Genomic DNA, 14,133 nt, shown 5'->3' with positions numbered 1-14,133 from the left:
CCCACCACACCTGGTTGTTCAACAACATCCTCTATCTCTCTTCACCGCACCTGGACAATCTTGGTCTTGGGCTGTTTATCGACGGAATCGACGGCAATCTCTATTACCTCGAAGAGAATTCAGGCTACTGGATTGGCTGGGGCAACGAAATCGGGCATGCTACCGATCTGGGGCCGATCGACTTGCAGGTGAACGCGGTACCGGAGCCGGGTGGCCTTCTCCTGCTGAGCTCGGGAGTCTCGGGACTGCTAGGTCTGCTGCGCCGCAGGCGCGGCTGGCGCCGCGCCGTCTGAAGAGCCGGGCGTAGGGCGGCCTACAAGTCCTTCCCTAACTACCAGCTCCCAGCTACTGCACGTTGGTGAGCACCCGTTCCCGCTCCTCGGCGTCTTTCTTCACTTCGTGCGCCGAGGTGGGCAGCGCGATCTGCAGCACCTCGTCGATGGTATTGACGTAGTGGATGGTGACGCCCTCCAGCTGGTCCGGGGTGAGGTCTTCCTCGATGTTCATCTGGTTGTCCGCCGGCAGGATGATGTCGTGCACCCCGGCGCGCTTGGCCGCCAGCACCTTTTCCTTGATCCCGCCCACCGGCAGCACGTTGCCGCTGAGCGTGATCTCGCCGGTCATGGCGGTTAGCGGACGCACCGAGCGGTCGCTCAGCAGCGAGACCAGCGTGGTCGCCATGGTGACGCCGGCCGAGGGGCCGTCCTTGGGGATGGCGCCCGCGGGCACGTGGATGTGCAGGTCGTGGTCCTTGAAGAAGGCATCATTGATTCCGAGCTTGTCAGCGTTGGAGCGCACCCAGGTCAGGGCCGCCTGCATGGACTCCTGCATCACCTGGCCGATCTGCCCGGTCATGGTGAAGCCGCCCTTGCCGCTCATCTTGTTGGCCTCGACGAACAGGATGTCGCCGCCGGTCGGCGTCCAGGCCAGCCCCACCGCCACCCCGGCGCGCTTGGTGCGCTCCGCGATCTCGGTGTCGATCCGGATCTTGATGCCCCCCAGCATCTCCTTGATGGATTCCGGGGTGACCACCAGCTTCTCCGTCTTCCCTTCCGCGATGCGGCGCGCCTGCTTGCGGCAGATGGTGCCGATCTCGCGCTCCACGTTGCGCACCCCCGCCTCGCGGGTGTAGTGCCGGATGATGTGGCGGATGGCCGCCTCGGGGAATTCGATCTGCTCCTTGGTCAGGCCGTTCTCCTCGATCTGCCGCGGCACCAGGTAGTTGTTGGCGATGTGCACCTTCTCGTTCTCGGTGTAGCCCTGGAGCTCGATGATCTCCATGCGGTCGCGCAACGGCTCAGGGACGGGATCGAGCATGTTCGCAGTGGTGATGAACAGCACCTTCGAAAGGTCGAAGGGGACATCGAGGTAGTTGTCGCGGAAGCTGTTGTTCTGCTCCGGGTCCAGGGTCTCGAGCAGCGCCGAGGCGGGGTCGCCGCGGAAGTCGCGCCCCAGCTTGTCCACCTCGTCGAGCATGAACACCGGGTCGTTGGTCTCGGCGCGGCGGATGCCCTGGATGATCTGTCCGGGCAGCGCCCCGATGTAGGTGCGCCGGTGGCCGCGGATCTCGGCTTCGTCGTGCACCCCGCCCAGCGACAGCCGGACGAATTTGCGGCCCAGCGAGCGCGCGATGGATTTCCCCAGCGAGGTCTTGCCCACGCCCGGAGGCCCCACGAAGCACAGGATCGGCCCCTTCATGTTGGGCTTCAGCCGCCGCACCGAGAGGTAGTCCAGGATGCGGTCTTTGACCTTTTGCAGGTCGTAGTGGTCGGTGTCGAGGATCTCCTTGGCCTTGGGGATGTCGATCTCGGCCACGCCCGACGACTTCGACCAGGGCAGCACCGCCAGCCACTCCACGTAGTTGCGGGTGACCGAGTAGTCGGCCGCCATCGGCGACATGCGCGACAGCCGGTTCAACTCCTTTAATGCTTCCTTCTTCACTTCCTCCGGCATCCCCGCCGCTTCGATCTTCTGCTTCAGCTCTTCTATATCCCTGGCATTCTCATCCTGCTCTCCCAGCTCCTTCTGGATGGCCTTCATCTGCTCCCGCAAATAATATTCGCGCTGGGTCTGCTGGACCTGGTCCTGGACCTCGGACTGGATCTTGTTGCGGAGGTGCTGGACCTCCAATTCCTTGGTCAGGTGGCGATTGATTTTTTCCAGGCGGGCGCGGACGTCGGTGGTTTCGAGCAGGTCCTGCTTGTCCTTGGTGGCGAGCGAGGGCAGCGAGCTGGCGACGAAGTCCACCAGGCGGCCGGGGTCGTCGATGTTCATGGCCACGGTCTGGAGCTCGTCGGAGAGGGTGGGCGAGCCGGCGACGATCTGCTGGAAGAGGGAGAGGACGTTGCGCTGCAGCGCTTCCTCCTCCGGGTTCTTCTGGGCGCCGGGCTGGGGCAGGATGTCGTAGGTCGCCTTCATGAACGGCGTCAGCTGGGTGTACTCCTGGAGATGCACGCGGTCCAGGCCCTCGGTGAAGACGAACAGGCTCTGGTTGGGCATCTTGACCACCTTGTGGACAGTGGCCAGGGTGCCGGTAGAGTAGAGGTCGACGGGCTGGGGGGCGTCCACGCGGGCCTCGCGCTGGGCCACCACGATGATGGTCTTCTCGTCCCCGAGGGAGTTGATCAACTGCACCGAACTCTCGCGGCCGACGGTGAGGGGCAGCACCGCGTGGGGGAAGAGCACGGTGTCGCGCACCGGCAGCACCGGCAGGGCGGATCGCTCGGCGGGTTTAGGAGTGCGGCCTTCCATAGGTCTCCTCGATGCGATAAGTGCTGACTAATGGATGACGGAGCCGCTCGCAAAGATGCGTCCCTGAGGGCGGCCACTCAAGGGGGCGTAATTGTAAACCAAGTACTCAGTGCCCGGTACTCAGATGAGATCCAGGCGACTCCGCGATGGGAAGCCGAAGGAGCGCCGGCTGCCCGGCCCGGGCACCCCTGGTGAAGCCGTCACATTGACAATCTTAGGGGACGGTATACTGCTGGCGCGGCAGGTGATGCGGACGTGGGAGATCTGACGGATTTCGCGCGCCGGGTGATGGACCAAATGCTCGAAGCCGACACCGAGCGGCACATCGCCGAGCAGAAGGCCGCGCTATCGAAAGATCCAAACTGGGCGGAGGGGCATTACCACCTGGGACAGCTCTACCGGGTGCAGTCCAAGCGTGAAGAGGCGCGGTTGGAGCTATTGAGGGCCCTGCAGTTGAAGCCTTCCTTGGCGGACGCGCACGTGGCGCTGGGAGAGATGTACGCCGCGGACGGAGAGATGGAAAAGGCGCGGGAGCACGCGGAGTACGCGGCGAGATTCGGCAATCGTAGGTTGAAGGAGCAGCTGGAGAGATACAGTCGCTAGTCGCTGGTCGTTAGCGTTGAATCGCCCCTTGCGCGGGCTAGGCCGCCGAGGGCGGCCGCGACACGTGGGGCTGCCCAGCCGACCCCGAGCTCAGGATGACACCAAGCAGGTGTCGCACCCACCGAGACGCGTGCGCGGGTATATACTTTTTGGTTTCATGAACCCCGAATGGAGTGAACCGAATGGCAAGCCCTGCAATCGATTTTGCACGACAGAACCAAGACCGTTTTCTTAACGAACTCAAAGACCTGTTGCGGATCCCGAGCATCAGCACCCTGGAGGAGCACAAGCCGGACGTCAGGCGCGCGGCCGAGATGGTGGCCAACGAGCTGAAACGGATCGGCTTCGAGAACGTGGAGATCATCGCCACCCAGGGGCACCCCCTGATCTACGCCGACTGGCTGCACGCCACCGGCAAGCCCACGGCGCTGTGCTACGCGCACTACGACGTTCAGCCCCCGGACCCGGTGGACGAGTGGATCTCGCCGCCCTTCGAGCCCACGGTGCGCAACAACAACATCTACGCGCGCGGCGCGGTGGACGACAAGGGCCAGCTGTGGATGCAGGTGAAGGCGTTCGAGGCCATGATGAAAGGCGGGCGCCTGCCGATCAACGTGAAGATCATCATCGAGGGTGAGGAGGAAGTGGGCGGCGAGTCGATCGCAGAGTACGTCCGCAAGAACAAGAAGAAGCTGGAGGCCGACTTCGCCCTGGTGACCGACACCGAGCTGTTCGCCCCCGACCTGCCGACGCTGTGCGTGGGGCTGCGCGGGCTGGTGTACACCGAGATCGAAGCCAAGGGCGCGATGACCGACCTGCACTCCGGGATGTATGGCGGGGCGGCGCCCAATCCCCTGTTCGCGCTCATCGAGATGATCGGCAAGATGAAGGACAAGAACGGGAAGATCCTGATCCCCGGCTTCTACAAGGACGTGAAGGCGCCGAGCAAAGACGAGCTGAAAGCGTGGAAGCGGCTGCCCTTCAACGAAGAGCACTACCGCAAGACCGAGGTGGGATCGAAGGTGCTGACCGGCGAACCGGGTTACTCGGTGCTGTACCGGACGTGGGCGCGGCCGACCCTGGAAGTGCACGGCATGCCCGGCGGGTTCACGGCGCCGGGGGCGAAGACGGTGATCCCGGCCAAGGCGTCGGCCAAGGTGTCGATGCGCATGGTGCCCAACCAGGACCCGGACGACATCCTGAAAAAGTACCTGGCGTTCATCAAGAAGCACACGCCCAAGGGGATCGAGATCAACGTGAAGGTGCTCTCCAAGGGCGAGGCCATCGTGGTGGGGACCGACAACAAGTACGTCAAAGCGTCGGTGGAGGCCATGCACGAAGTGTTCAAGAAGGACACGGTGTTCATCCGCTCGGGCGGGTCGATCCCCATCGTCACCGACTTCGAGAAGGTGCTGAAGATCCCGTCCATCATGATGGGCATGGGGCTGCCCGACGACAACCTGCATGCGCCCAACGAGAAGTTCCACATCCCGAACTTCTACCGGGGGATCGAGAGCATCATCCGGTTCTTCGAAAAAGTCGCTGGTAGCTAGTAGCTGGTAGCCAGGAAATGCGGCAGCCGCAGAGATGCGGCTGCCGTTCGTGCTTGGGGGCACCACTCTGAGTTCTTGATTTTCCACAGGGAAAGGGCTAGTCTCGAACCTGCTCTCGCGGTTTTCCCTTCCTTTTAAGCCCTCGCCAGAAGAGGTTTGCGAGACGGCAACGTAAGCTGTGCAACATAGTGGGGCAAGCGGAAAGCACCTACAATATATTGGGCTTTTAGTGCTTGACCCGTGTTAACCAGCCGGGTACATTGAGCTGAACAGGCGGAGGGGCATCCCCCTCCCCCGGCCGAGGGCGGCCGGGCTACAAAAGCTTGAGTACAGAGCAGTTAACGGACTTCGTTGTATCCAGCCTGACGAAGGCCATGGGCCACCGGGGAACCTGCGCGGTGGGCCAGCCACGGCCGCAGCAAGCCTGAAGGGGTGGACTTTGCTGAAACTCAAAAAGCTGCAGATCCTGGGCTTCAAATCCTTTTGCGACCGCACCGAGCTGAAGTTCCACGGGGACGGCATCGCCGCCATCGTCGGACCGAACGGGTGCGGGAAATCGAACATCTCGGACGCGATCATGTGGGTGCTGGGCGAGCAGTCGGCCAAGTCGCTGCGCGGCGCCCGCATGGAGGATGTGATCTTCGCCGGGACGCGGGACCGCACGCCGAACGGGATGGCGGAGGTGTCGCTGACGCTGATCGATCCGGAGGTGTATGAGGGCGGGACATCGGACCTGACCGCCGAGCCGGAGATCGAGATCCGCGACGAGATGCCGGAGGAGGATTGGGACGAGACCGCGCTGCGGACGGAAGCGGCGGCAGAGGCAGCGCGCATCGCAGAGGAAGTGCACCCGCATCAAAAGTACCAGGTACCGGGAGGCCGGGGGCAGGAGGCAGGAAGCAGCACGCAGGAGGCGGGAGATGCGACGAGTCAAGCGAGAGATACCGAGAGTGCCTCAGCGGAGACGGCCGGGACTGCCTCCGAAGCCGCGAGCGACGCGGCCGAGGGCGGCCGCGCCCCGCAAGTCGAGCCAGCATCGGCAGAGCCGCAGGTCGTACTGAAGGTCCGGCGCAGGAAATTCAACCAGATCGAATTCAAGAAGGGACAGATCGTCGTGACCCGGCGCCTGTTCCGGTCGGGCGACAGCGAGTACCTGCTGAACGGAAAGCTGTGCCGGCTGCGGGACATCCAGGACATCTTCATGGGGACGGGCCTGGGGCCGGAGTCGTACGCGATCATCGAGCAGGGGCGCATCGGGCAAATCCTCTCGAGCAAGCCGCACGACCGGCGGGCCATCATCGAGGAGGCCGCCGGGATCACCAAGTTCAAGACCAAGAAGCGGCTGGCGGAGATGCGCCTGGAGGAGGCCAAGCTCAACCTGGCGCGGGTGAACGACATCTTCGAGGAAGTGACGCGGCAGATGAACTCGCTGCGGCGGCAGGCAGCGAAAGCGGACCGCTACGCGCGCCTGCGCGAGGAGATGCGGGCCAAGTTGCGGCTGGTGCTGGCCAGCCGGTCGGCGCAGATGGAGCGCGAGCAGGCAGCGCTGCGGGCCGAGCTGGAGCGGGTGACGGAGGAGATGCGGGCGCGCGGCGAGTCGGTGCAGCAGATGGAAGCGGAGCACCGGGAGCGCACGCAGCGGGGATACGCCATCGAGACCGAGGCGCGCAGGGCCGGCGACCGGCTGAACGAGATCGGGCGGGAGATCGACCGGGCGACGCAGCGGCAGAAGACCAACGAGGAGCGCTGCGCGGAGCTGGCGGCGCGAGCGGCGGCGGCGGAGGCGGAGATCGCGCACACCGAGGCGCAGCTTACCTCGTTGCGGGCAGAGGTCGAGGCCAACCGGACGACGCTGGAGTCGGCGTCGGGCGAGGTGGCAGCAGCACAGCAGGAGGCAGCCCTTAGGCAGCAGGAGGCGGCGTCGGCGTCGAGCGCCCTGCTGGAGGTGGAGCGGCTGCAGGAACAGCGGCGCCTGCAGGTGCTGGAGGCGGTCGGGGCGGCGTCGAACGTGCGCAACCAGATGGCGCAGGCGGAGGAGCAGGCGGCGGCCCTGGACCGCGAGGCGTCGCGGCTGAACCAGGAACTGGAAGCGGCAAGCGCGCAGATCGAGTCTTTCGGCGGCCGGCGCGGGCAGATGTCGATGGAGTTCGAGACGGTGCAGCAGCGGGTGAATGGGCTCGACGGGCAGATCGGGGAGGCACGGCGGCGGCTGGAGTCCAGGCGCGAAACCGAGGTCGAGTCGAAGAAACGGCTGGACACGCTGCGCGCCGAGTACGCGACGCTGCTGGGCAAGAAGGGTTCGCTGGAGTCGGTGATCGCCGAGCACGGGTATTCGACCGAGTCGGTGAAGCGGCTGTTCCAGTCGGGAGTGCTCAACGCGGGGTTCGCGCCGGCCGGCGTCCTGGCCGACTTCCTGGAGGTCGAGGACCGCTATGAGCCGGTGGTGGAAGACTTCCTGCGCGACGAGCTGAATTATGTGGTGGTGAAGTCGTGGGACGCTGCGGACGCCGGCCTGGCGATGCTGCGCAGCGACGTGAACGGGCGGGCGACATTCCTGGTGCACCCCAACGATGCGCAGGCGAAGTTCTCGTTCGTGGTGGATGAGAGCACGCGTCATGCGCCGCGGCGGGAGCAGGAGGTGGTGCCGCTGAAGAGCTGCATCCGGGTGCTGAACGGGTTCGGCAAGAGCCTGGAAATGATCCTGCCCAAGCTGGGGAACGGGTACATCACGGCGAATCCGGCGGTGGCGCGCGAGCTGGCGCTGGAGAATCCGGACGCGTTCTTCCTGGCGACCTCGGGCGAGTGCTTCCACAACGTGACCGTCACCGGCGGCAAACAGCGCAGCGAGGGCCCGCTCTCCATGAAGCGCGATCTGCGCGAGGTGCTGCGGCACCTGGAGCAGGTGGAGCAGGGGCTGCGCGAGGAAGAGGCGCGGGTAGGGCTGCTGGCACGGGAGATCCGCGAGCTCTCTTCCCTGCTGGAGCGGCTGGAGGAGGAGAAGCGGGAGGCCGAGCGGCTGGCGCTGACTTCGGGACACGCGCTGCAACAGCTGGACACGGAGATGGCCCGCACCAACGAGCGCCTGGGCACCTACCGGGCGGAATTGGCGCGGGTGAGCGACGAGCGCGCGGCGAAAGTGCGGCTGGCGTCGGAGAGGCGGAGCGAGGCGGAGACGCACGAGCAGCGCCGGGCGTCGCTGGAAGGAGAGACGACGGCGGCGCAGGAGACGCTAATCACGCTGAAGGTGACGCGCGATGCGGCGGCGCACACCGCGGCCGAGATGGCGTCGAAGGTCGCGGTGCTGGAAGAGCGGCGGACGGCGGCGGCGGCGAACCTGCACCGCATCGAGAGCATGGCGGCCGACGTCGAGGTGCGGGTGATGGGGCTGCGCGAGCAAGTGGCCGCGGCGGCCGCCGAACGCCAGCACCGGGAGCAGGAGAACACCCAACTGGCGGAGCAGCTGGCGGGCCTGGCCGACGAGGGCATCGCCATGCAGGCGCGCAGCCAGGAGCTGCAGGCAGAGTCCGGAGAAGTCCGGGAGCGCCTGAGCGAGCTGGAGGCCGCGCTGCGGGAGCTCCGGCAGGCGCTCGACGCGGCCCGCGACCGGCGCGGCGAGATCACGGCGCAGGCGGCGAAGCTCGATTCCGACCGTTCGCACCTGTCGGAGACCGCGGTCAACGAACTGGGGCTGACCACCGAGCAGTTGCGGGCGGATGCAAGCATCGTGCAGGTCGAGGGCGAGCCGCTGGTCTTCGAGGAGCAGGCCTATCGCGAGATGAAGGCGAGGCTGGAGGCGATGGGACCGGTGAACATGATGGCGCTGGAAGAGTACAAGGAGACGGCACAGCGGCACGAGTTCCTGGAGACCCAGCGCAAGGACTTGCTGGAGTCGATCGAGAACACCCAGAACACGATCCGGGAGATCGAGACGTTCTCGCGGCAGAAGTTCCAGGAGGCGTTCGACCGGATCAACGAGAATTTCCAGGAGACGTTCAAGAAGCTGTTCGGCGGCGGGCAGGCGCTCATGCGCCTGACCGACCTGGAGAACACGACGGAGAGCGGCATCGACGTGGTGGCGTCGCCCCCGGGCAAGAAGCTGCAGAACGTGCTGCTGCTGTCGGGCGGGGAGAAGGCGCTGACCGCGCTGGCGCTGCTGGTGGGCATCTTCCAGTACCAGCCGAGCCCGTTCTGCATCCTGGACGAGGTGGACGCGCCGCTGGATGACGCCAACGTGGGGCGGTTCGTCGAGCTGGTGAAAGAGATGAGCGCCAGGACCCAGTTCATCCTGATCACGCACAGCAAGAAGACGATGACGGCGGCGCCGGTGATGTACGGCGTGACCATGCAGGAGCCGGGAGTGTCGAAGCTGGTATCGGTGCGCTTCGGGGAGAACGTGCCGGAAGGGATGCGGGTGAACTAGTCGACAGTCGTCAGTCGCCGGTCGCCAGCGAAGAAAGACCTGCCACGGATTTTCACGGATCACACGGATCGGAAATTCGAATCCGCGTCATCGTGAAAATCCGTGGTTCATTTCTCGGGCTCGGCGGTGCAAAAACAGCGCCCGAAGAACCGCACGGGGCTGGGGTTTCGCAGAGTTTGATTTCTGTCAAGGATTTTGCAGGGAAAATTTCTTGTGACCAACGTCACACCGCGCGACGGTGCGTTGACAAAATCGGAAGGGCGGTTAGAATACGCGACTGTCTCAGTCGAACGAAAAACTCACCGTGACACAACAAGCGCTCCAACCACCCTTGCTGCAGACCGACTTTCCCGACCTGGAGATGTACGCCAGCGGGAAGGTGAGGGACATCTACCGGGTGGACAACGAGCACCTGTTGTTCGTGGCCACGGACCGCATCTCGGCCTTCGACTACGTGCTGGCCACCGGCATCCCGCACAAGGGAGCGGTGCTGACCCAGCTCTCGCTGTTCTGGTTCGACTTCCTGAAGGACATGGTTGCCAACCACCTGGTGACGGCGAAGGTGGAGAAGTATCCGCGCAACCTGAGGCCGTACGAAGAGCAGCTGCGGGGGCGCTCCATGGAGGTGGTGCACGCCGAGATGATCGCCGTCGAGTGCGTGGTGCGGGGATACATCTCGGGGTCGGCGTGGAAGGAGTACAAGCAGGGCGGGAGCGTGTGCGGCATCAAGCTGCCGGGGGGGCTGAAGGAGTCGGACCAGCTGCCGGAGCCGATCTTCACCCCGGCCATCAAGGCGACCAGCGGGCACGACGAGAACATCTCCTTCGAGGAGATGTGCCAGCGGGCAGGCCCGGAGCTGAGCGCCGCGTTGCGCGAGCTCAGCCTGCAGGTGTACCGGGCGGCATCAGACTTCGCGCGAACCAAGGGGATCATCATCGCGGACACCAAGTTCGAGTTCGGGAGGACCGCCAAGGGAGTGACGCTGGCCGACGAGGTGCTGACGCCGGATTCGTCGCGCTTCTGGCCGGCGGACAAGTATCAGCCGGGCAGAAGCCAGGAGTCGTTCGACAAGCAGTACGTGCGCGACTACCTGGAGCAGATCAAGTGGAACAAGCAGCCGCCGGCCCCCGCCCTGCCCGAGGAGGTCGCGCGCCGGACCAGCGAGAAGTACCGGGAAGCGTACGCGCGGCTGACGGGCAAGGAGTTGGACGAGCCGGCGCCGTGGATCGTTTGAGGCAGTCGCCAGTCGGCAGTCGCCGGTCGCCAGAGAATCCGGCATGAGCTGGGCTGACTGGGTGATAGTTGGAGTCATCGCGCTGTCGGTGCTGATGGCGGCGGCGCAAGGGTTCTTTGTAGAGATCTTCTCGCTGGCCGGGGTGGTAGCGGGCTACATCGCCGCGGCCTGGGGATACAGGCAGGTAGGCGAGTGGTTCCTGCCGTACGTGAAGACGGCTGAGATCGCCAACCTGGCGGGCTTTTTGACGATCCTGTTCGCAGTCATGATCGTGGCCGGGATGGCCGGGCGGATCGTGCGCTGGGCCATGCAAGAGGCCGGGCTGCGATGGGTGGACCGCTTGCTGGGAGCGGCGTTCGGCTTGGTGCGCGGAGTGGTGGTCGTCACCGTGGTGTTGCTGGGACTGGCGGCCTTCGATCCGGGGGCGAGCCTGCTGCGCAGCTCGCAACTGGCCGGGTATTTCCTGGTGGCCGGCCGGGGAGCGAGCTGGCTGGCGCCGGCAGAGGTGCGAAGGAAGTTCCGGGAAGGGCTGGAGAGCTTGCGCAAGCCGCAGCCGCAGCCTGAGGTCAGGGAGAACGGAAGACGTTCATAGACGCTGCAGAAGCAGCCGAAGACATTCATAGTCAGGAGAAAGCCGTGAAGGACCAGCTGGAAGCGCTCGTCAGCCAGATGCACAAGACCGGTATCCTGTACTCGGAAGCGGTGCGGGAATTCAAGAAGCGGTTCATCCTGACGGTCTTGCAGGAAAACCAGGGCAATCAGTGCAAGGCAGCGCGGGAGCTGGGCATGCACCGCAATACGCTCAGCCGCACCATCGCGGAGCTGAAGCTGGACGTGCGCGGGCTGCGCAGCGGGATGCGGCGACCGCCGCGGAGCGCGCGGCCGATGGCGGTGGAGAAGAAAGTCGCGAGGTAGTAGCTGGTAGCTTGTAGCTGGTAGCTAGCGGCCAAGCCACCAGCCTTGCGAAAGACAAAAGGCAGCCATCACCGGCTGCCTTTGCCTCTTGAGTTCGATCCGCTCAGTGGGTCGGCTTCTTGCGGGTAGCGGTCCCCTTCTTCGGGGCGGGCTTGGGCTTGGGCGGCTCCTTCTTGGCGATGAGCTGCCCCTCCACCATCTGCATCATGAAGGGATTCGGCGTGTAGCTGTCGGGCTTGGCGATGAGCTGCACTTCCTGGCCGGGGGCGACCTTGGACATCATGGTGGCGGGGATGGGACCGGTCATGGTGACGGTCACATCGGCTTTTTTCTGCTCGATGGCATCGGCGGTGGCGGCCAGGCTGAGCTTGGTCTTGGTGGAATCGATCACGAGGGCGGCGAACGGCACCTCGATGCCCTTGATCTGAGTCCACACCTTCTGCTGGGTGGCGGCATCGCCGGCACTCAGCGCCAGCTCCCACTGCGCGAAGTCCATCTTCTTGGGATCGACGGTATTGGCCAGCCTGGCGGCCTGCTCAGCCGGGCTGGGGGCAGGAGCGACGGCAAAGTTCGAGGGCAGAGCGTTGCCGGACGCCGACTTGGCGGTGGCCAAGAGCTGGTCCCAACCGTCCACCTCGCCATGGAACTTGGTGTACTTCGACTTGCCGTAGTTGGCGATCTGGGCGTTGCCGTTGCTGAGAGCGACAGCGCGGGCGATATACCACAGGCCGAGGGGATTGCTCGGCTTGGGCTCAAGGTAGGCGAGTGCCAAGGAGTAGACATCCTGCAGGCTGTCCTGGGCAGTGGGGGGCTCCAGGTCGACAGCAGCCTGGAAGTGCTGCTGGGCGGCAGCGTAGTCCTTGTTCTGCAGGGCGGCAAAGCCGACGGCGCCGTGGAAGATGACACTGGTCTGCTTCTGCAGCTTCTCCACGTCGGCGGGGGCGGCGCCCTCGGGACAGGACATGTTGTTCAACGCCTGCAGGCCCTTCTCGCCGTAGCTGCGGGCGTCGGCGACGCTCTGCTGCAGCTGCCCGGGCTGCCCCGCGGTGGCGCGAGCGAGGTAGGCCAGCAGGGCGAGGGCGCGCACATTGTTGGGATTGACTTGGAGGAGCTGCTTGGCGGCGTCCACCATCTTGGCCGCGTTGCCGGCCTGCTGGTAGGCGGTCATCAGCTGTTCCAGCGCGTCTTCCTTGTAAGCGCTGTTGGGGAACCGCTGGACGAAGGTCTCGAAGCCCTGGATCCTGGCATTCGCATCGGCAGCATTGAGCGAAGTGGTGTAGGCGTTGTACTCGCCCGGATCCTTGATCTCTTTCTTGGGCGCCGGGTGGCAGGGCTGCGGTGCAGCCTGAGACGGCTGCGCGGGGGCCGTCTGGGCCGGGGCAGGCTGCGCGGGCTGGGCCGGCTGGTACTGGCCGGGGGCCGTCTGTGCGGGCGCGGCCGGCTGGGCCGCCTGCCCGGAGGCCGGCGTCGTGGTCTGCGATGCGGTCTGCGCCCGGCCAGACAGCGCCATTCCCACGACGATTGCGACCAGCAGCGACTTCTTCATTTAGTGCTCCTCAAAGACGGAAAGTAACGAATGGTGACTGTCCGCTTCACCGGACGGTACACTCTGACCCGGGTCCGGACGGCGCGCCGTGCCCTTTCCAGCGCCTGATAGTTCAACCCGGGAAATGCTGGGCCTGCCCGCCCCGACAGAAGGCAGGAAACAGAGTGTCGGATTATAGAAATGCCGCCGACCTGATGCAAGCTGTGCGCTGAAAGATGTCACCTGTCTGTAACGATTTCGATGCTTCGGGTGCAGCTGCTGGATGTATTGAGGCCCGCTGGGTACGGGCCTGGCGCGCGACCAGGAAGGTGAATCGCCATGAAAAGCCGAAACGGGAAGCCCCTAGCCGGGCAAGTAGCGGTGGTCACTGGGGGCGGGCACGGGATCGGAGCCGCCATCGCGGAGAAGCTGGCCGAACTGGGGGCAACCACAGTGGTCACGGGCCGCAACCGGCGGCGGCTGGAGGCAACCGCAGGGGCCATCGAAAAGTCCGGCGGGAGGGCCGAAGCCGTGGTCTGCGACGTGACGGAGCTGGGCTCGGTGGAAGGGCTGGCCGGCGGGGTTGAGAAGAGGCACGGGCGCATCGACATCCTGGTCAACAATGCGGGCGTCCGCGGACCGGTAGGGCCGCTGCACCAGCTGGGGCCGGAGAGCTGGGAAACGATCCTGAATACCAACCTGCGGGGCGTTTACTACTGCATCCGGGCGTTCGCGCCCATGATGGTGCGGGCCGGAAGCGGACACATCATCAACATCTCTTCGCTTGCCGGGAAGAACCCGGTCCCGAACGGCGCGGCTTATTCGGCGTCCAAGTGGGGGTTGAACGGGTTGAGCTACACGGTGGCGGAAGAGCTGCGAGGGCACAACATCCGGGTGTCCGTGGTGTGTCCGGGATCGACGGTGACGGAGCTCAGCCCGCAGACGGGGAAGGATCCGAAGAAGATGCTGCAACCGGAAGATGTGGCGCGCGTGGTGGCGATGCTGGTGACCCAAGCGCCGCAGTCGTTCGTGAGCGAGGTCCTGCTCCGGCCGACACTGAAGCCCTGAGGCTGAGACGCCCTGACGGGCGTCTCTACCAGGCGGCGCGGCATAGCCCTTGGGTGCGGTTCGG

10 protein-coding genes are annotated in these 14,133 nt (G+C 65.1%); 8 read left to right on the top strand and 2 right to left on the bottom strand.

Annotation, left to right across the window (positions count from 1 at the left end):
- Positions 1-293: PEP-CTERM sorting domain-containing protein (locus VMS96_04525; protein ID HVP42670.1), on the top strand; the 293-nt coding region annotated here is incomplete at its 5' end.
- A gap of 52 nt (positions 294-345) precedes the next feature.
- On the opposite strand, the gene lon is transcribed toward VMS96_04525, so the two are convergent.
- Positions 346-2,751, bottom strand: a complete 2,406-nt coding sequence (gene lon / locus VMS96_04520; protein HVP42669.1) for an endopeptidase La — start codon at positions 2,749-2,751, stop codon at positions 346-348.
- A gap of 255 nt (positions 2,752-3,006) precedes the next feature.
- On the opposite strand from lon, the gene VMS96_04515 reads away from it, so the two are divergent.
- The 6 genes from VMS96_04515 (at position 3,007) to VMS96_04490 (ending at position 11,476) form a co-directional block, all read left to right on the top strand.
- Positions 3,007-3,354, top strand: a complete 348-nt coding sequence (locus VMS96_04515) for a tetratricopeptide repeat protein (protein ID HVP42668.1) — start codon at positions 3,007-3,009, stop codon at positions 3,352-3,354.
- A gap of 182 nt (positions 3,355-3,536) precedes the next feature.
- Entirely contained in the window at positions 3,537-4,907 is a 1,371-nt protein-coding gene (locus VMS96_04510; protein ID HVP42667.1) for a dipeptidase, read from the top strand.
- Between the two features lie 439 nt (positions 4,908-5,346).
- Positions 5,347-9,327, top strand: coding sequence for a chromosome segregation protein SMC (gene smc / locus VMS96_04505; protein HVP42666.1), 3,981 nt, complete (start codon positions 5,347-5,349; stop codon positions 9,325-9,327).
- Positions 9,328-9,631: 304 nt separating this feature from the next.
- Complete coding sequence (locus VMS96_04500; GenBank protein HVP42665.1) at positions 9,632-10,561, top strand: phosphoribosylaminoimidazolesuccinocarboxamide synthase; 930 nt, start codon at positions 9,632-9,634, stop codon at positions 10,559-10,561.
- A gap of 43 nt (positions 10,562-10,604) precedes the next feature.
- Positions 10,605-11,153, top strand: a complete 549-nt coding sequence (locus VMS96_04495; GenBank protein HVP42664.1) for a CvpA family protein — start codon at positions 10,605-10,607, stop codon at positions 11,151-11,153.
- Positions 11,154-11,197: 44 nt separating this feature from the next.
- Entirely contained in the window at positions 11,198-11,476 is a 279-nt protein-coding gene (locus tag VMS96_04490; protein ID HVP42663.1) for a helix-turn-helix domain-containing protein, read from the top strand.
- A gap of 103 nt (positions 11,477-11,579) precedes the next feature.
- Here VMS96_04490 and VMS96_04485 read toward each other — a convergent pair whose 3' ends face one another.
- Positions 11,580-13,022 (bottom strand): hypothetical protein, encoded by a 1,443-nt coding sequence (locus VMS96_04485; GenBank protein HVP42662.1) that lies wholly within the window; start codon positions 13,020-13,022, stop codon positions 11,580-11,582.
- A 318-nt stretch (positions 13,023-13,340) separates the two neighbouring features.
- Between VMS96_04485 and VMS96_04480 the strand changes: the two genes are divergently transcribed.
- Complete coding sequence (locus VMS96_04480) at positions 13,341-14,069, top strand: SDR family oxidoreductase (protein ID HVP42661.1); 729 nt, start codon at positions 13,341-13,343, stop codon at positions 14,067-14,069.
- Positions 14,070-14,133: the final 64 nt, after the last annotated feature.

Source organism: Terriglobales bacterium, assembly GCA_035543055.1.
Lineage (GTDB): Bacteria > Acidobacteriota > Terriglobia > Terriglobales > Acidobacteriaceae > JAIQFD01.
This window is presented reverse-complemented; position numbering and strand designations above follow the sequence as displayed.

Excerpts from the sequence above, each read along its gene's own strand:
- lon (HVP42669.1), bottom strand. The coding sequence starts at position 2,751 with ATGGAAGGCCGCACTCCTAAACCCGCCGAGCGATCCGCCCTGCCGGTG.
- VMS96_04510 (HVP42667.1), top strand. The coding sequence starts at position 3,537 with ATGGCAAGCCCTGCAATCGATTTTGCACGACAGAACCAAGACCGTTTT.
- VMS96_04495 (HVP42664.1), top strand. The coding sequence starts at position 10,605 with ATGAGCTGGGCTGACTGGGTGATAGTTGGAGTCATCGCGCTGTCGGTG.
- VMS96_04485 (HVP42662.1), bottom strand. The coding sequence starts at position 13,022 with ATGAAGAAGTCGCTGCTGGTCGCAATCGTCGTGGGAATGGCGCTGTCT.
- VMS96_04480 (HVP42661.1), top strand. The coding sequence starts at position 13,341 with ATGAAAAGCCGAAACGGGAAGCCCCTAGCCGGGCAAGTAGCGGTGGTC.